The organism is Phycisphaerae bacterium (assembly GCA_035384605.1).
Taxonomy (GTDB): Bacteria; Planctomycetota; Phycisphaerae; order UBA1845; family PWPN01; genus JAUCQB01.
In genome coordinates this window covers 13,040-30,731 of the sequence record DAOOIV010000027.1, presented here as the reverse complement: position 1 = coordinate 30,731, position 17,692 = coordinate 13,040, and the positions used below count along the sequence as shown (strand labels likewise).

Sequence of the window (17,692 nt, the reverse complement as noted above, 5' to 3'; positions counted from 1 at the left end):
CGGCGATCATCGTTCCCCGCCGGGCGGGTAACCTATTGGCAACAGATAGAGGACGCGGGCGTCCTTGGGAAGTTGAAGGACTTGGGCCACCCGCTCATCCTCGAACGCCCCGACTGGTACGCCGCTCAGGCCGAGGGCGGTCGCCTGGAGGAGGATATTCTGGGCCACATGTCCGGCCTCGATGAAGCAGTAGCGTTCGGCCCGGCCTCGGTACTTGCGGGCCGAGCGATCAACGACGGCGGCGATAACGATCGTCAAGGGGGCATCGCCCACACAGTCCTGATCGATGCTGGCCCGTTGGAGTTCACGGCGAACGTCGCCGGCCTGGTGCGGCATGAGTGCATGGTCGCGAGGCAGGTAATGGTCAATGCCTTCGCGGGTCACCAGGTAGAGCTCGACGGGATACAGGGCCCCGGCCGACGGAGCGGCGCGGTAGCCGGAGGAGCGGTCGGTGATGCCTTGACCGGCCCAGCAGAGTTGGCCGATCTGCTCGGGCGTCAGGGGCCTGGGGGCAAACTCTCGAATGGAACGTCGCGTTGCGATGGTCTGTTCGAGGGGCATCTTGCCGGACAGATCCGCGGGGGGCAATGGTTTGCGGTCTTGCGGCCTTGTGGTGGACACGCCTGGTCCTCCCAGAACTGACACACCGATAGCCATCGCGCAGTAGCAAGCATGAGCTTGTGTTCTGATCATTGTATCCTCCGCGTAACAGGACGGGAGCGTTTTCCGGACATCCTACGGTCCCGGGCGCCGCATTGTAACCGGGCCGTGCGTCGAGCTGGTCGATGAATGGCAGAAGCTATTCGATCCCGTCGCGTTTGCCGATGCCCGCCTTCGACATCGGGCAACACGTCGGGGCGGTAACGGCCCTCGTCGGCCGGGAAGAGTTCATGATACCAGCTTGGGGCGATGGCCGCACGGGGGAAAGCGTTCAGCGGTTCGGGAAACACAACGGCCGGCCCCTCGGGGCCGGCCGTCGATCGTTAAGTGGAAGTGTTGAGGAGCATACGGAGGAGCGTTTTGCGCTCGCCGCTAGAGTCCCATGCCCTCCTTCGTGAACACCGAATCCGGCAGATTCACATTGAGTTTGATGTTGGTGGTCATGTACTTGCCGAGGAGAACCTGCTGCTCGTCGTCCGCGTAGCACAGGCACAGGGTTGGGACGAGCATCTCCTTGTCCAAATGGATGAGCAGGAGGCGATCGGGCCACTCACCGCCTTCGCCGGTATAGGGCAGTCGCCGCTCGAAGAGCAACGTTTCCCGGCCGTCGACCTGGCTCTTGCCCCTGTACTTGAAATCCAGCGTCCCATGTTCCCTGGAAAGCTTGGCGTACTTGAGTGCCAGGCAGAGCGTGTTTCGCAATCCAAACTGGTCAATCGTCCGGCGGGATGACCTCATCGCATCCTTGCCATGGATGGGGCGCATCACATGGCTGACGAAGAGCCTGGCGACCGCCCCCGGCTCAACGACGGCCATCTGCTGATTGTTCTCGACCCAGCGGTCGGCGACGTAGAGGACGCGATCGCACTTGTCGGCGTTCCTGGTCCACTCCAGCCGCACGCTGAAGGGTTTCTCGCGGAACATGGCGTTGGTTACCTGCTCCGGGCCGAGCTTGCCGCCGATCCTCTCCTGTTTGGTGAAGACGCAGGTGTAATCGCGAACGGCACTATCGTAGTACTCGACGGCATCTTCGAAGAAATGAATCGGGTCTCGAGCGGCTCGCTCCTCGATGGACTCGCCCAAGTGGGCATGCAAGGGAACGAGGGCCGCGAAGGCCGCGTTGCGCTGAGAGGATGTTGCCGACTCGGACGCGTCGGCGGCCGGCTGCGTCTTGCGAGCCCAAGGCTCGCGCACATGGACAAGCACTCCGGCGAGCACGATGAGACCGATGATGATCTTGATGTGACGTCCGCGGCGGCGACGGGGTTGAGTTTCGATCATGGACTGATCCTGAAAGCCTCTCACGTGAACCGACAGGGAAGGCTCTTGGCATTCCCGCGGCCGGCGCCGGTCCTGCTGAATCGGCGCCTGTCGAATGGATCTTCATCTCACAGCGTCGCGGGCTCGACCGCGCTCGGTCCATCCACCTCGGATATCGGCTGCCTGATCGGGGGGGCTTTACAATCAATACTCATACGGCCGAGTTTTGCAGCCCCTGGGACCCGCCCGCCATCGCGCCTGCGGAGCATCGGATTCAGGGGGACGACCTCCAACCCGGCAAGCGGGTCCACGACCCGGGTGTGCCGAATGAACCTTATGGTAACGGCCGGACCGGTCCTCAACAAGCGCGGTGATCCAAGCGAACAATAAGAGCGGCTCGCAGACCAGCAGACCGTTTTCACTATCCCCTTATACAGGGGGGACTAATGCGAGGATGCGGCATTGCCTGGAACCGGCAAACCGGGGGAGATGGCGAGGGGACACCGGATCGCCGGCGGGGCAGTGTCTCAGAAACGCGTCAACCGGAGGCTTCCAGGTGAACAGGCAGGCAGACCGTACACACCGTGCCTTTCGGATCGCCGGGCTCCAGAGTAATTGTGCCGCCCATGCCTTTCACCAATCCATAGGCAACGGCCAGGCCCAGGCCGATATGCTCCGGGTCTTCCGGATTGACAGCCCTCTTGGTCGTGAAGAAGGGTTCGAAGACGTGGCGGATTTGCTCCTCGGGCACACCCGCTCCGGTATCACGGACGCGAAGAACCACAGTCATGCCGGGTCCTTTGCTGAGCTCGATACGGAGCGTCCCTCCGCCGACCATGGCCTCGCAGGCATTGGTCGTGAGGATTCGCAAGAGAGTCATCAGGCGTTTCGCTGGAAGCTTCGCCCTGAGAGGTCGCAGTTCGGTCTCGACGGAAATGCGGTTTCGGGCCCATTCCTTGCGTCGGCCGGCCACAAACTGCCGGACGGTGTCGACGACGTCGTCCGTCGGGCTGTCGGTGCGGTCTCCCTCGGCAAAGGTAAGGAGGGCAAGAGTTATTTCGCTGACGCGGCTGAGCGCCGTCAAGGCGGTGCGAAGACCGCGGCGAAGCGTCTCCACCTCAAAGGAATCCTGAACGAAGTCGAGGGCGGTCAGGGCGCCGCCGAGAAGGTTGTTGAAATGGTGAGCGATCGCTCCGGACATCGACCCGAGGGCCGACATCCTCTGGGTCTCGGCCACGTCGCGCATGAGGTCCATGCCCTTGGTAACATCGCGGACACAGATCGAGACGCCGACCACGTGATGGTGCTCGTCAGGCACAGGGGAGATGGTCACGGCCAAGTAGTGCTTGCGGCCGTCGGGGCCCGTCCGCCGCAGTTCCACTTCGCTGGTTTCTCCGCGTGTCACCGCCCGTTCGAGCATGCGTTGGGCCAAGCCGTGACGTTCAGGCGGAATGATCAGCCAGATCGGTTGTCCGATCGCCGCCGATGCCGGTTGTCCGAACATCCGCTCCGCGGCGCTGTTCCAGAACCGGATCACGAACTGCTCATCCGTGGCGATGATGGTAATGCCCGCGTGTTGGCACAGGCTGGAGATAAAAGATGTCATCGGGTTGTCGGACATCCGGTTGCCCATGCTCTGACGATCGCGCTGCAAGATAGCGCCTCAAAACCCCACTCGCCGGCCGGTGTTCAACACCTGGGGCGTGATGAAGTACATGGATTCCATTTTCTCCCCCTCTCTTTCATCACACAACAGGAGGGAGCCGACCAGGTGGGCATTCTCAATCAGCCGGCTGGGGCCGATGGCGACGAATTGCCCTGGGGCTACGGTGACCGTGAAGGCCAATTCCCGAAACACACGCGTGGGAGGGACCACGGGCTGGTCGATGTAGCCCGGGACATTGTGAGTGAGGCGGGGAGCCTGCATCGGCAAACGGACCTGAGGCGTGACGGAAATGCGCAGATCCTCCGCCGCCGCGCCGGCGAGCTGGTATTCGATCAGCAATCCGTTCACACTTTGCGGAAAGCTGGCTCCACCCAGCGTTCCGTCGGGGCGAAACATGAACAAGGTCTGATTGCGCGTCCGCTGATCCGGCTCGACCACCAGGGGCAGTCCGTTGTGGAGAATCATTCTGTTCTGGGAGGTTTCCACGGGCCCCTGTTGTTCGAGCAGGGCGCGGATCGGCGGCCACGAGTCGGTGCCACCCACGGCTGCTCGCAATCCGTTTCGCTGGAGCAACACGGCAACGTCTTGAGGGACAACGGCCTCGTTGACGTGATTCCAGATTTTCTCGGATTGGCTGAAGAACCCTCGCGGTACACGAGCCCGCAACACCTCGAAACTGATCTGAAGGATCATCGTCGGGCGGCGCGGCCCGTTGTCAGTGAGCTGCTCGCCGATACCGGCGATGGAAGGGGTGCGGGGTTGTCCGAGATCGGCCGAGGGTGTCGTGGTTGGTGAGGGCGGGGCCTGGTTTGGCCAAGTCGGCCAGTCGCTGCAACCTGAGGCAATGAGGATCGCGCCGATAAGCAGCGGCCTGGTCCGCATAGATTTCGAACCCCGAGCCTGAATCATGAGTGGGTGACGTGGAATAGTGACAGCGTTTCTCCCAGCTTGCAGGTCATGACGACGGGGGGGATGACAAGTTGACGAAATCGGCAGCATGGCATGGTCTAACCATACGTGAAATATGGGCTTAGGTCAATCGACCAGCCGGATTGGTCACGGTTGGCCGGCGGTCTCGGCCATTGCTTCGTCTTTGGGGGCCTCCGGCAGGTGCTGCTGTGACCACAGCGCGCAACCGGTGCCGATCGCCAGAACCGATCCGGCCACCCACAATCCCGCTGTGAACCGCTCTCCCAGCCAAATCGACGAGCCGACGATTGACACGAACGGCGTGGCCGTCAGGGTCATCGAGGTGACCACCACTCCGAGCCGTTGCACGGCGATGTAGTAGAGGCCGTGCGCCACGGCCACGCCCAGCAGCCCGGAGACGATGAGAACGATCATCGGCACCGCTTTCAGGCCGAGAACCGAGGCCGGATTGCCCAGCGGGGCCATCGCCAGCAGCGGGATGGAGGTGTACGCGCAGATCACCGCGAACACGACCAACGGATCGAGCTTCCCCATCACATAGCGGACCGCAACGCCATAGGCGCCGTAGCAGAGCGAGCACAAGAATATGATCACGATTCCGGCCGGGCGGATTGCCGTGCCGCCGGTCAGAATCAGCGCGGACATGGTGCCGAATCCGATCGTCGCCAGGATGGCCCCGACCCAGAAGAGAGGGCTGCGAGCCAGCCGTCGCTCATCCCGAAACAGCCAGAAGGCCCCAAGAACGCCGAACAGGGCCGAAAGGCGAAAGAGAAAGGCGAACTGGCCCGGAGGCAGGTAATACGGTGCCAGCCCCCAGAGCGTCTGACCGGCAACGTTGACCGCGCTGGGAATCAGAGCGGTCAGCCAGAAGCGTCCGAGTCCGCCCCTGCGAATGGCCACCACCAGCCACGGCAGGTACGCCAGCGCGGAGATCGGATACCGAACGGCGTTGGCGGTGTAGCCGTCCGGAACGAGGTTCGGATCAGCCAAATAGCCAAGCATGACCGGGACGCTGCCCCAGCAGAGCGTTGCACCGGCCAGGCAAGCCAATGCAGGGATGTCGAGTTTGCGAGTTATGGCCGTGACTCCTGGGAGCATGCCGCCGAGAAACACGAAGAGCATGCCACATGGCGTGGCAAACAGCCGTGCCGCACGACGGGCAAAGCCGGGGAGGTTACCCTCAACGTTGGGTGCCCGCAACGTTGAGGGTTGCAAATTTCAGATCAAAGACGGCGGGGGTGCATCCGCCGGACTGTGGCAGCCCATCGGCAGGGCAAACGCCGCGGTGTGCCGCCGCCGCGTCGTCCAAAACCCCAGCACTGCTCACAAAGCGGCCGCTGGACCGAGATTCCCATCTCGGTCCCCTCTGGTGCGGATTCCCATCCGCATGGGTGCCGAATGCGGAATGGATTCCGCGAACCAAGCGACCGAGAAGGGATTCTCGGTCGAGCGGTCGAGAGCGGACTCTCGGTCGAGCGGAATTCAATAAGGGCGGACGAGTGCGTCGGCCCCACTGTGTGTTGAACGGAGATTCGCCGGGGGGGGGCTTCGGCGGTACAATGGGCATCCGCTGCAAACACGAAGGGTCGGTTTCATGTCGTCGTCAGCGGGAGATTTCGTGATCGAGGACTTCACGCCGGCCTACCTGGCTCCGGAGGTGTACCGGGAGCTGTCGGGGCGTGTAGCGGTCGCTATCGAGTCGCTGCGCTGCTGCCAAATGTGCCCGCGCCGGTGCGAGGCGGATCGGCTGAGCGACGGGATCGGGTTCTGCCGCACCGGCCGTCACGCGGCCGTCTGTTCCGCCTTCGCCCATACGGGCGAGGAGCGGTGCCTGGTCGGCCGTCACGGCAGCGGGACGATCTTCTTCGGCCGGTGCAACCTGCGGTGCGTTTTCTGCCAGAACTGGGACATCAGCCAGGAAGAATCGGGCACGCCCTGCAAGGCCGACGATCTGGCCGATATCATGCTCGCCTTGCAGGAGAAAGGCTGCCACAACATTAATCTGGTCACCCCGGAACACGTTGTGCCGCAGGTGGTCGAAGCCTTGGCCATCGCCGCGGAACAGGGTCTGGAACTGCCGGTGGTCTACAACACCAGTGGGTACGACTCGATGGAATCGCTCCGGCTGCTGGACGGTCTGGTGGACATCTACATGCCGGATTTCAAGCTCTGGTCACCGGATCTGTGCGCTGAGTACCTCAATGCGAGGGATTATGCCGAGCACACCCGGCAGGCCATCGTCGAGATGCACCGCCAAGTCGGTGACTTGACTTTCACGCCCGATGGCGTTGCCTGCCGCGGCCTGCTGGTCCGCCACCTGGTGATGCCGGGGCTGCCGGATGAAAGCGGTCGAATCCTGGAATGGCTGGCTGGTGAGGTTTCGCCGAACACCTTCGTGAACATCATGGGCCAGTACCGCCCGGAGCACCTGGTGGGGCGCATGTGCGAGGATCCGAACGCCGCAGGAGGTGTGCGCTATCCGAAGATCAACCGCCGGCCTACTCGCGGGGAGATCGAATGGGCCTATGAAGCCGCGCGCAAGGCGGGCCTGTGGCGATTCGATTGAACTCCGGCGTCGCAGACGGCAGCGCCGGGGCTTACTTGCTCAGCTTCTCCAGCAGTTCGCGCCGGGCGGCCCGGAAGGCGGCAACGTCCGTTTCGTACTTATCGAAGTCGAGGACATGCCTGGCGACGAGGGTTTTGGCGGCCTCGGGGTCTTTTTCGCCGAGTTTGCAGAGCAGTTCGTAATCGGCGATGCCATCGCGCATAGCCTCGAAGCGGATCGAGTCGAGGGGGCCGTTCTTGCCGGGGTAGACGATCCACGCGTCGCCGGCCGGCAAGAAGGGCGGGCCGCCGTGCTCGCGCGTCACTTTTTTGAACGGATCCTCCTCGGTCCACCAGTTGTAGCCCCAGTGCAGGTATCCGGTAATGCCGTAGCGATAGTTGATCCAGTGCAGCAGGCGGGTCTTGATCAGCGGCAGCTCGATGAACCGATTGGCATACTCGCCCTGAGGGAAAACGCAGGTATAGAACCAGACCTCGTCACCGGCTTTCCGGCGATCCTGGTAGTGCTGGTAGTCCTGGTGGAGGAAATTGAGCTGCGGGACCCAAATATCGATCGCCCCGACAAGGTCCTTGGTGTGACAGGCCTCGATGATTTTGATCCCTGGGGCGTACTTGCGAACCAAAGCCGCAATGGCCCGATAGGTGGCGATGTTTTCCTTGATCGGTTCGTCGGCCAGGTGTTGAACATAGATGTTCGACCAGCCTTTTTCCTTCAGGTGGTTCACCAGGGCGGGCAAGAACCGGGCGTAGAACGCGTCCGCCTCGGGGCTGCCGGGGTCGACCGAACTGGGCACGACTTTGCCGTCCTTGACCTGCCGGATCTGAACCACGAACTGCGACTCCCAGCCGCCGGCACGGCCGCCGAGGTGTCCGCCCTCGATCATCCCGATCACACCCTCGTCCATGAAGATCTTCACCCAGCGATCGAATTTCGAGAAATCGATCTGGAGCTTGTTACCTTCGTCGGCCTTGAACTCCGCCAGGGCCAGCGGCGAAATCAAGGCCACGTTCTGGCGATGCTCGGCCATGTTCCGGGCATAACGCGCCAGAAGCTCCCAGTACTCAGGCGAGTCATCCTTCGGGCTGATCTGCATGTGTCTCCAATGCATGCCGAACCAGTTGGTGGTCCACAGGCGCGACTTCCAGATGATCGCCCGGTGAACCTTGAGCACGAGAGGAATCTGTGCGCGAACAAAGGCGTTTTCGATTTGACCGGTCACGTTCAGGGAACCTCGATAGGTGCCGACCGCCGAGTGCACGGGTACCGGCACCGTGATCCAGATCGGCTGGGCCTGGCCGGCGGGAAGATCGATCGAATCCACCTCGAGCAGCGGATCCGGATAATCGGCCGGGGGCTTGCGGAGCTGGTCTTTGGAAGGCGTCTGCATGGGCCGGTCAACCGGTACGTATCCGACAAACCGCGGCTTGTCGGCCTGGCGGTAGACACCCATCGGCGTTTCCAGGGCCAAAGGGGCCACCGATGCCCGCAGGGCGGTCACGGGCTGCTCGCTGCGGACGACGATCTGGAAGGTGGCATGCTCGCCGCAGGCGACCTCCGCCAACGCCTCGGTGCCGGCGGCCGGCGTCGCGTCGCGGAACACCTTGACCAGCGGGTCGACCGCCCAGATTTCAAGGCGGAGCGGCTGTTGACCTATGGTGGATTGCGAAAAAACCACAAGGACTGCCGCCGCCAGAGAAACGGATTTGCTGAGCATGGCAACTCCTTTCTGAGATCTCTATGGGCTCTGTGAGGAGATAGTGGTAGCGTAACCGGCTCTTGTACGATTTCAAGCCATACGAGCGGGGCCGAGGTGCACCGAGGATATTATCCGGCCACGTATTGCTAATCCGCGGATTCTGACGCAGGATATGGGGCTGGATTTGTGGGTTTGAGACAAGACGAGCGTCAGAAACCGGGACGCCCCGTACGGCCGGGGGCAAGACTCGCCGCCGAGACGGACTTCCGGGAGCGGGAGGCCCCAATTGACTGTCCCAGACGAAAAACCATTGCCACCTTCGAAGGTCCTTGTGGTGGATGACAACGCCCAGAACCGCGAGTTGCTCTGCGCCTACATGGAAGAACTGCCCAACGTGACCACCATTCCCGCGGCCAACGGGATGGAAGCCCTGGCCCTTGTTGCCCGCGAGCAGCCGGACCTGATCCTTCTGGACATCATGATGCCGAAGATGTCCGGGTTCGAGGTCTGTCGGCACCTCAAGAGCGACCCGCAGACTCGGGATATCCAGATCATGATGGTCACGGCCCTGAACGAGCTTGGTGATCATGAGCGTGCGGCCGAGTGCGGCACGGACGAGTTTCTGAGCAAGCCGGTGAACCGCGTGGAGCTGACGACACGGGTCAAGAGCCTGCTGCGGATCCGTCACCTCAAGCAGGAGCTGCAGCGGACACTGGAATCGATGGGCAATAAGAGTCAGGCGTGACACGAGGAAGCCGTTTCGCGACGGAGCTGATGCCGGCTGTTGGAGCCACCGATGAGCGCTGACAAGGACTATCTATCGCTGCCGTTGCGGACGTTCGTGGCGGACCTGGCCGCGAAGAGGCCGACGCCGGGCGGGGGGAGTGTTGCGGCGATGGCAGGCCTGCTTGCGGCCGCACAGGCACGAATGGTGGTCGAGTATACCGTTGGCAAACCCAAGTTCGCCGCCTATGAGAAGAAGCTTCGGGAGGCGCTGGGGGAACTGGAGCGGGCCGAGGCGGCATTCGCGGAACTGATGAGCGAGGACATGGCCGCATACGAACGGTTGGCGGCGTCGTGCAAAGCCGGCGACCCGGCCGAGCAGCAACAGGCAGTGGCCACGGCAACGGCCGTGCCGATGGAAATCACGGCGATGGCCGGGGCGGTGCTCGCGCTGCTGGATGGTCTCAAGGAATGCGTCAACCCCTACCTGCTCGGCGATCTGAAGGTGGCGGCGATTATGAGCCTGGCGGCGGCGCAGTCAGCGGCCGTCAATGTGGAGGTCAACCTCCGCGACCTGGCGGATGGGTCTGAGGTGGAGCGAGTGAACAAGGAGATGACTCGGATCCTCGAGAAAGCCTACGATCATCGCAATTCAGTGCTGAATCAGCGGGCCTCGTAGGAAATTCGCCTGGATGATGAGAAGCCTTTGGGTTTTCGCAGTCTTGGTCGGTGTGGCGTGGGCGGTTGCCCTGTGGTTCAATCGTCGCGGTGTGTGTCGCTTTGACGGAAGCGGCGATCCCAACCGTGGCATCGTGGTGTTCGTTGAGCCGGTCCGCTGGCTGTTCATTGTCTGGTGCTTCAACGCACTGTGCCGGGCGCTTCGGCGTGCGGGGCGAACAGATGCCGTGTACTTGTATCGCTGGAGTCGCGCGGCCGGAAGTGTACTGGTTCTTCCCGATCTGATGCGACGGCATCGACTCGATGCAAAGGCCGTTCGACTGGCGCAATTCATCGAACAACTGCGCCGTGAGCATCCGGCATCACCGATCCATCTTGTTGGATATTCCACAGGTGTCTACATCGCGTTCGAATCGCTCAGACAGATGTCGCCGGCCACGACAATTGGACAAGTCGTCGCGCTACACGGCACCGTGTCACCGGACTACGACATGACCGAGGTGACCCGGCGGGCAAAAGGTGTGCTGACCGTACACGGACGACCAGATTGGCTCATCAACGGCCTTGGACCGCTCCTGTTCGGGACCAACGATCGCGTGCACACGGCCGCCTGCGGCATGGTCGGCCTGCGAAGCGCGCCGGCCAAGGTCGAGCAGCGTGGCTGGCAAATCAGCGACGCCCGAGCAGGCTACCTGGGCGACCATTTCACGGTCATGTCCAGGGGCTGGCTTCGGGTGAACATCATTTCGCGACTCACATGACGCACAAGCCAACTTCCCAACGGGACATGGCTTACCCTTCAGCAGCAACATGGCTGCCTGCAAGCCGCTTCGTGGCCCCGTGAAGCCATGTCACCCTCGACGGCAACTGTGGTCAAGCCGCGGGATTGGAGTGGGGCCTGTCTTCCGGCCGATGAGAAAGGCGATGGCCACCGAACCGCCCTATTACCTGGACATCAAAGGAATCGAAGGCGAGCCGCCTGAGCCGGAAGGTCCGCAGCGGGAGCCGCGGCGGTGGATCGGGGTGGAATTCGAGTGCTGCGGGGTCTACACGCGGATCTACAAGAACAGGGAAGGTACGGCCTACGAAGGCAAGTGCCCGAAGTGCCTGCGGCCGGTGCGGGTCCGCGTCGGACCGGGGGGCACATCTCATCGGATGTTCAGGGCGAGGTAGGAAGAGAAGTCCTCAGTTCTCAGTTTTGAGTTGTCAGTCGGAAAAAGCACGCAGGGGCGCGGGGCTGCATCATCGCCCGGGACACACGTACGAAGCAGGCTTTCCGCCATCAACCTGCCCGCGCAGAACGGCCGGTACGATACATGATCTATGCGCTGTCCTGCGAAGCGTTCACCGCGAAGCAGGGTCGGCCCGCTCGGCGGAATCCCTTCCGCATTCGACGGCAATGAGGATAGGAATCCTCCACGTCAAAGGCCCCAGAAAGGATTCTGGGGCCAGCGAGCAGCTGAATTCTGGGGCCAGCGAGCAGCTAGATTCTGGGGCCAGCGAGCAGCTAGATTCTGGGGCCAGCGAGCCAAAGGCCCCAGAAAGGATTCTGGGGCCAGCGAGCAGCTAGATTCTGGGGCCAGCGAAGACGGCGAATGGTGCAACGCTCATATCTTGAAAGATTGGGCCGTCAGGTGGTCCAGCCACGCGGTGGTCACTCTTCGTCGGTTTTGAGTTCTTCGACCTCGGGAAGGTCTTCGAGGCTGGAGAGGCCGAAGACTTCGAGAAATCGCTTGGTGGTTCCGTAGAGCATGGGACGGCCGACGTCCTCGGCCCGGCCGACGATCTTGACCAGGCCCAGTTCGCGCAGGCGGTTGAGCATTTCGCCCGACTGCACGCCGCGGATGGCTTCGATTTCGGCCCGGACCACGGGCTGTTTGTAGGCGATGACCGCCAACGTTTCCATGGCCGCCTGGGAGAGCCGCGAATCCTGCTTGTTCTGGCGCAGCCGCCGAAGCCAGGTGTTGTACTCGGCACGTGTGAGCATCTGGTATCCGCCGGCGATCATTTCGATGCGGAAGGCCGAGCCCTGCTGATCGTAGCGCTTGTTGAGAGCATTGATGTGCTTTCGGACATCGCGGGCCGAGCCGACGCCCAGAATAGACACGATCCTGGCCAGCGTCAGAGGCGTGTCGGTGGCAAACAGAATTGCCTCGATCACGCGTTCGGTGGTCAGTTCCTGTTCGCCTGCCCGGGGTGCGGCGTCGGCGTCATCTGACGGCCCCGCCTCTTTGGACTCGTCGGCATCGGCAGTCTCGGCCGTCTCCTGTGACAACGCGGCCAAGGCCTCGGCCAGTCGGCCGGCCGTCGGGTCCGTGGCAGGCTCCTCGGAGTCACCGACCAGCCGGCCACCGGCGATTGTCATCAGCCTTCCGCCCTGCTCAGCCGGCTCGGCTTGCAGATCAGGGGCTATCTCGGTGAGCCCCGACTCGGGCCAGACGGGATCGGAATCGGCCGGCAAAGCATCGGCGATCGCCTCGGAGGCCGCGACATCGGCGGGGAGGCCGTCTTCAACGGGCTGCTGGTCTGGAGTCGGTTCACGGTCTGCACTCATAAACACACAATATACCGTTGCCGAACGAGATTCACCAGTCCGCACTGAGCACAAAACGAACCGGCGACAGGTAGCCTGGAACCAGCACCCGAGGGTGGCCCCCTGCCGGCTGCGAAGTGTCACGAACGGGCTGGTGGGCGATCGCGAATACCGGCTGATGGAGCAAGGAGACAGGGAGTAGTATGAGCATGTGTCGGACGCCGGCTTGGTCGTCCGGCATTCGGCAGGAAAAAACCATGGTTTGGGCAGCCAAAGGCAAGAGTCCCTTTTACCCCGGCCAGCCCGTTCCGGTTGAGTTCTTCGTCGGCAGGACCGAACAGATCGCCCACATCATGCAGCGCGGAGCCGGCCAGGTGGCCGCGGGAAAACCCGTGGCCATGTTCGTTCAAGGTGAGTACGGGATCGGGAAGAGCTCAATTGCCGGCTTCGTTCAACGACTGGCCGAGCGGGAGTACGGTCTGCACGCGGTTTATGCGCCCCTGGGATCGGCGAACTTCCTCGACGACGTCGGAGCAAGCATTCTCGAATCCATGTTGCGTTCCGGAGCCTTCGATCGCAGCCGGTCTGAGCGGATTCGAAACTGGCTCGCCAAGTATGTCGGTCAACAGGAGCTTTTTGGCCTGACGATTCACACCGAAGCCTTACGGCGCGATGCGCCTACCGTGGCCAAGCCGAGCGGCGTCCTCGCCTTCCTGGGCGAGGCTCTGCGGCGATTGGGCGAGACCGGCGTGCGCGGCTTGTTTCTGGTTCTTGACGAAATCAACGGAATCAGTGCCGCTCCCAAGTTTGCTCACTTCATCAAGGAAAATGTGGATGCCAATGCCATGGCACGCGAGCCGCTGCCGCTTCTGCTGATGCTCTGCGGTGTGGAGGAGCGGCGCCGTGACATGATCAAATCGCATCAACCCATCGACCGGATTTTTGATGTGGTTGAGGTTGAACGCATGACTGTGCCGGAGATGGAAGGTTTCTTTAGAAAGGCCTTCGACAGTGTCCAGATCGCAGTTGAGCCTGAGGCGATGAAGCTGCTCACGGAGTACTCGGCCGGTTTTCCCAAGATCATGCACATCGTGGGCGATGCCGCGTTCTGGCTTGATCAGGACGGCGTGATCACTGAACAGGAGGCGTGGCGAGCCGTGCCGAATGCTGCCGATGAAGTCGGCAGGAAATACGTCGACCAGCAGGTCTACAGCGTGCTGCGCAGCAGAGACTACCGCTCAATCCTCGGCACGATTGCCCGCACCGGGCTCGACATGGGCTTCCGTCGAGCCGACGTAGCCAGAGGCCTTACCGACACCGAGAAGCGCAAGTTCGACAACTTTCTTCAGAAGATGAAGAGGCTCAACGTCATCCGCTCAGGAGACCTTCCAGGGGAGTACGTTTTCAACGTCCGAATGGTCCGGCTCTACATCTGGCTGGACAGCCTACGGAAGAACCATGCCGCACGTTGACCTCGCGTCGCCATGCCCCTGATTCAGTCGCTCCGCTGGCAGGTATTCCCCGGTCCGGCGCAGCCCAAGATCCGGTTTTTTGAGAAACCTTCCGTCTATTGCCGCTGCGGAGGTGCCTGCTATTCGGCCAGAGCTTGCGTCACTCGAACATCTTGAGCTGGTACCGTTCGAGGGCGAATTTGCCGATCTGCTGGTCGACCGGCATGGGATAACGGCCGCTGAAGCAAGCCGTGCAATAGTAGCGACCGGGGTGTTTCACGCATTTCAACATGCCTTCGAGGGAGAGGTAGTGCAATGAATCGACACCGAGGTAATCGCGGATCTCGGCGACGGACCTCTGATGGGCAATCAACTCCTGCTGGGTAGGGAAGTCGATTCCGAAGTGGCAGGGATGTCGAATGGGCGGGCTGGCCACGCGGAGATGAATCTCCTTGGCCCCCGCCTGGCGCAGGGTACCGATCTTTCCGCGCGTCGTCGTGCCGCGAACGACCGAATCCTCAACGACGATCAAGCGGCGTCCGCGGACGTTCTCCTTGATGACGTTCAGCTTCATCCTCACCACGAGGTCGCGCTGCACCTGCTCGGGCATGATGAACGAGCGGCCGACATAGTGGTTGGTGGTGTAGCCGCGTTCGTAAGGAATGCCGCTGGCTCGGGCGTAGCCCATGGCCGCACAGCGGGCGCAGTTGGGCACGGGGATAACGGCGTCGGCCTCGACCGGTGCCTCGCGGGCTAATTCGGCCCCCATTGCCTGGCGCACCTTGTGGACGTTTTCGCCAAAGACATCGCTGGCGGGGTCGGCGAAGTAGATCTGCTCGAAGATGCAGTACGCCGGTCGAAAAGCGTCCTCCGGCACGATCCGGGAACTCTCCATCCCCTTTTCCGAGATGGTCACGACTTCGCCGGGTTCGACCTCGCGCAGGAACCTGGCGTTGATGATGTCGAAGGCGCAGGTCTCGCTGGCGACGGCGATGGCGCCGTTTTCCAGTGTGCCCAAGACCAATGGCCGGAAGCCAAAGGGATCGCGGGCGGCCACCATGCGGTCGGGGAACAGGAACAGGAGCGAATATGCCCCTTGGAGGTGTCCAAGGATGTGCGGAATGACGTTGGCCTTATCCAGATGGGCCGGTCGGGCCAGGAGGTGGAGAATGACCTCTGAATCACTGGTGGTGTTGAAAATGGCGCCTTGTTCCTCGAATTCTTTGCGAAGCAGGCCGGCGTTGATGAGGTTGCCGTTGTGAGCAACCGCAACCTGTCCTCGTGCGTAATTGACTAAGATCGGCTGGCAGTTGATGTTATGGCACGAGCCGGTAGTCGAATAGCGCACATGTCCGATGGCGTGGGGGTTACGCAGTTCGTCGAGGATTCGCTTGTTGTGGAAAACCGTCGTGACCAGCCCGAGGTTGGCGTACCGCTGGATGGGACCCCCGCCGCCGACGCTGCAGATTCCGGCAGCCTCCTGGCCTCGGTGCTGCTGCGCGTAGATGCCGAGGTACGTCAGCAGGACGGCATCGGGGTGACCGTAGACACCGAACAGCCCACAGTTGTGTTTCAATGAAGGGGATGACACGCCGAGCGAGGTTCCTTCTTTTTCAGGCTAATCAGCGTCAAAAGCGCAGGATATTGAATGCCGGTGGACAAGTCAAGCGACCGACCGTCCAATAATGCCTGCGCATACGGTTTGTCGCAAAGGCAAGGCGTTTCCCGGCCGATGGTGCGTTGGCCCGGAAGGAGATGACAAATGATGGCCTCAAGTCCGGTCGTCATCATCGGAAGCATCACCATGGATCTGGTTGTTCGGACACCGTACATTCCCGTGGGAGGGCAGACGGTTTCCGGCCGGGGTTTTACGGCCATTGCGGGAGGCAAGGGTGCCAACCAGGCAGTCGCGGTTGCCAGGCTGGGCGAACCGGCCGTGATGATCGGCCGGGTTGGCGACGATGCGTTTGGGGCAACGCTGCTCTGCGACCTGAAGAGCAATGGGGTGGATTGCACCTGGGTCCAATCGACGCCGGGAGTCGCCAGCGGCATTACCGTGATCTCGGTGTCCGACAGCGGCGAGAAGGCCGTCACAGTGGTGGGAGGGGCCAATCTCCTGGTCACACCCACCGATGTGGACGCTGCGCAAGAGGTCATCAAGAAGGCCAGGATCTGCCTCTTGCAGTTGGAAATCCCTCTTGAGACTGTGAAGCATGCGATTGAGGTGTGCAGGCGGCACGGCGTCGAGACCGTTCTGGAAACCGCCCCGGTGCCCAGAGACGGCTTGCCGGATTCTCTACTTCAGGCCGACGTGGTTTCTCTGAACGATCAAGAAGCAGCGCAACTGACCGGTCTCTCGGCGATCAAGAGTCCCGCAGCAATCGCTGCCGCCTTGTCCAAGAGGGGCTGCCGATCGGTAGTGCTCAAACTGGGGCAGCACGGGGCCTATGTGTTCTCGCCCGAGGGGGAATCTGCGGTACCGGGTTTTGCGGTCCGTGTTGTGGACACAACCGCAGCGGGCGAGGCTTTCACTGCCGCACTGGCGGTGGCGCGAAGCTGGGGCTGGAAGCTGATCGAAGCCATTCGGTTTGCCAACGCGGCCGGGGCCCTGGCCTGCACGCGGACGGGAGCCCAACGGTCCATGCCTGCGTTGTCGGAAGTGGAAGCTTTGCTGGCAGGCCAGCCGTGACGCCAGAGGCGGTCATCATTGTTTTCGGACCTTGAGGCGGCGAGACTTCGACCTGTCTGCCGGTCGAATCCGGGTCGCGTGCGCCCCGTCGTATCGTTTTTGTGGGGCTTGCGGTCTGCACCTTCCGCATGGGTTTTGCCGATTCGGCGAAACCTGAGGTCTGTAGCGACCGACATATCCTCTTAGGAGACGGCTGCGATTCGAAGACCTGTCGGGGATTCGACCATGGGCAAACTCAAAGACGTGCTCACGACCGGCGATGTCGCCAGGATCTGCAATGTTGCCCCTCGGACAGTATCCAAGTGGTTCGACACCGGGCAGCTTCGCGGCTACCGGATTCCGGGCAGCAAGGACCGCCGCATTCCACTGGCCCAGCTCATCCGTTTCATGAAAGCCCACGGCATACCTCTCGACCACCTGGAGACCGGCCGCCCGCGCATACTGATTGTTGACGCCGACGTGGATCTGGCCCGGTTGCTGGAGAAGGCTCTGGAAGAACGCTTCGACTATGAAGTGATGGTAGCCTCATCCGCCTTTGAGGCCGGCGCGCTGATGGAGCAATGCAAGCCGGCCGTGGTGTTGGTGGATATCGACGTGCCGGGCATCGAGGGGAGGGTCCTGTTTCGGTTCATCGCGGCCCGCGGTGAGCTTCAGGGAACCCAGGTGGTGGCTATGGGGGCCGCCATTACGGATGCGGACCGCCAAAGCCTGCTGCAACAGGGTTACCACAACACCATCGCCAAGCCGTTCAACGTTCAGCAACTCGCTGCTTTGGTCGAGGAATCGCTGGCGGTCGGAATCTGAGATCCGTGCTTGGCTCTAAGGACGGTCTTGCACATG

General features: G+C 62.1%; 16 protein-coding genes. 8 read left to right on the top strand and 8 right to left on the bottom strand.

What is annotated here, in order from left to right; genetic code table 11:
• Window positions 1-6 precede the first annotated feature (6 nt).
• The 5 genes from PLL20_08535 to PLL20_08515 form a co-directional block, all read right to left on the bottom strand.
• Window positions 7-693: a SagB/ThcOx family dehydrogenase gene (locus PLL20_08535; protein HPD30025.1), complete on the bottom strand. Its 687-nt coding sequence runs from the start codon at window positions 691-693 to the stop codon at window positions 7-9.
• A 339-nt stretch (window positions 694-1,032) separates the two neighbouring features.
• Complete coding sequence (locus PLL20_08530) at window positions 1,033-1,941, bottom strand: DUF1571 domain-containing protein (protein ID HPD30024.1); 909 nt, start codon at window positions 1,939-1,941, stop codon at window positions 1,033-1,035.
• 517 nt (window positions 1,942-2,458) lie between these two features.
• Entirely contained in the window at window positions 2,459-3,574 is a 1,116-nt protein-coding gene (locus PLL20_08525) for an ATP-binding protein (GenBank protein ID HPD30023.1), read from the bottom strand.
• A 9-nt stretch (window positions 3,575-3,583) separates the two neighbouring features.
• Window positions 3,584-4,468: a hypothetical protein gene (locus PLL20_08520; protein HPD30022.1), complete on the bottom strand. Its 885-nt coding sequence runs from the start codon at window positions 4,466-4,468 to the stop codon at window positions 3,584-3,586.
• 174 nt (window positions 4,469-4,642) lie between these two features.
• Window positions 4,643-5,731 (bottom strand): DMT family transporter, encoded by a 1,089-nt coding sequence (locus PLL20_08515; GenBank protein ID HPD30021.1) that lies wholly within the window; start codon window positions 5,729-5,731, stop codon window positions 4,643-4,645.
• 379 nt (window positions 5,732-6,110) lie between these two features.
• On the opposite strand from PLL20_08515, the gene PLL20_08510 reads away from it, so the two are divergent.
• Window positions 6,111-7,082 carry a radical SAM protein gene (locus PLL20_08510; protein ID HPD30020.1) on the top strand — a complete coding sequence of 324 codons (972 nt, stop codon included), beginning with the start codon at window positions 6,111-6,113 and terminating at the stop codon, window positions 7,080-7,082.
• Between the two features lie 31 nt (window positions 7,083-7,113).
• Here the strand turns inward: PLL20_08510 and PLL20_08505 are convergent, their stop codons facing one another.
• Complete coding sequence (locus tag PLL20_08505; GenBank protein HPD30019.1) at window positions 7,114-8,796, bottom strand: DUF4091 domain-containing protein; 1,683 nt, start codon at window positions 8,794-8,796, stop codon at window positions 7,114-7,116.
• A gap of 358 nt (window positions 8,797-9,154) precedes the next feature.
• Here PLL20_08505 and PLL20_08500 point away from each other — a divergent pair, with 358 nt between their 5' ends.
• The 4 genes from PLL20_08500 (at window position 9,155) to PLL20_08485 (ending at window position 11,352) form a co-directional block, all read left to right on the top strand.
• On the top strand, window positions 9,155-9,523 hold the full coding sequence (locus PLL20_08500) for a response regulator (protein ID HPD30018.1): 369 nt from the start codon (window positions 9,155-9,157) through the stop codon (window positions 9,521-9,523).
• A gap of 51 nt (window positions 9,524-9,574) precedes the next feature.
• A complete protein-coding gene (locus PLL20_08495) occupies window positions 9,575-10,180 on the top strand; it encodes a cyclodeaminase/cyclohydrolase family protein (protein HPD30017.1) in 606 nt (201 codons plus the stop codon).
• Window positions 10,181-10,193: 13 nt separating this feature from the next.
• Window positions 10,194-10,940 (top strand): alpha/beta hydrolase, encoded by a 747-nt coding sequence (locus PLL20_08490; protein HPD30016.1) that lies wholly within the window; start codon window positions 10,194-10,196, stop codon window positions 10,938-10,940.
• A gap of 163 nt (window positions 10,941-11,103) precedes the next feature.
• Complete coding sequence (locus tag PLL20_08485) at window positions 11,104-11,352, top strand: hypothetical protein (GenBank protein HPD30015.1); 249 nt, start codon at window positions 11,104-11,106, stop codon at window positions 11,350-11,352.
• Between the two features lie 481 nt (window positions 11,353-11,833).
• Here the strand turns inward: PLL20_08485 and scpB are convergent, their stop codons facing one another.
• Complete coding sequence (gene scpB, locus PLL20_08480; protein ID HPD30014.1) at window positions 11,834-12,733, bottom strand: SMC-Scp complex subunit ScpB; 900 nt, start codon at window positions 12,731-12,733, stop codon at window positions 11,834-11,836.
• Between the two features lie 182 nt (window positions 12,734-12,915).
• Between scpB and PLL20_08475 the strand changes: the two genes are divergently transcribed.
• A complete protein-coding gene (locus PLL20_08475) occupies window positions 12,916-14,184 on the top strand; it encodes an ATP-binding protein (protein ID HPD30013.1) in 1,269 nt (422 codons plus the stop codon).
• A gap of 139 nt (window positions 14,185-14,323) precedes the next feature.
• Here PLL20_08475 and purF read toward each other — a convergent pair whose 3' ends face one another.
• Window positions 14,324-15,754, bottom strand: coding sequence for an amidophosphoribosyltransferase (gene purF / locus PLL20_08470; GenBank protein HPD30012.1), 1,431 nt, complete (start codon window positions 15,752-15,754; stop codon window positions 14,324-14,326).
• Window positions 15,755-15,925: 171 nt separating this feature from the next.
• Here purF and rbsK point away from each other — a divergent pair, with 171 nt between their 5' ends.
• Window positions 15,926-16,852, top strand: a complete 927-nt coding sequence (rbsK, locus tag PLL20_08465; GenBank protein HPD30011.1) for a ribokinase — start codon at window positions 15,926-15,928, stop codon at window positions 16,850-16,852.
• Window positions 16,853-17,077: 225 nt separating this feature from the next.
• Window positions 17,078-17,656 carry a response regulator gene (locus PLL20_08460; GenBank protein HPD30010.1) on the top strand — a complete coding sequence of 193 codons (579 nt, stop codon included), beginning with the start codon at window positions 17,078-17,080 and terminating at the stop codon, window positions 17,654-17,656.
• The last annotated feature ends 36 nt before the right edge of the window (window positions 17,657-17,692 follow it).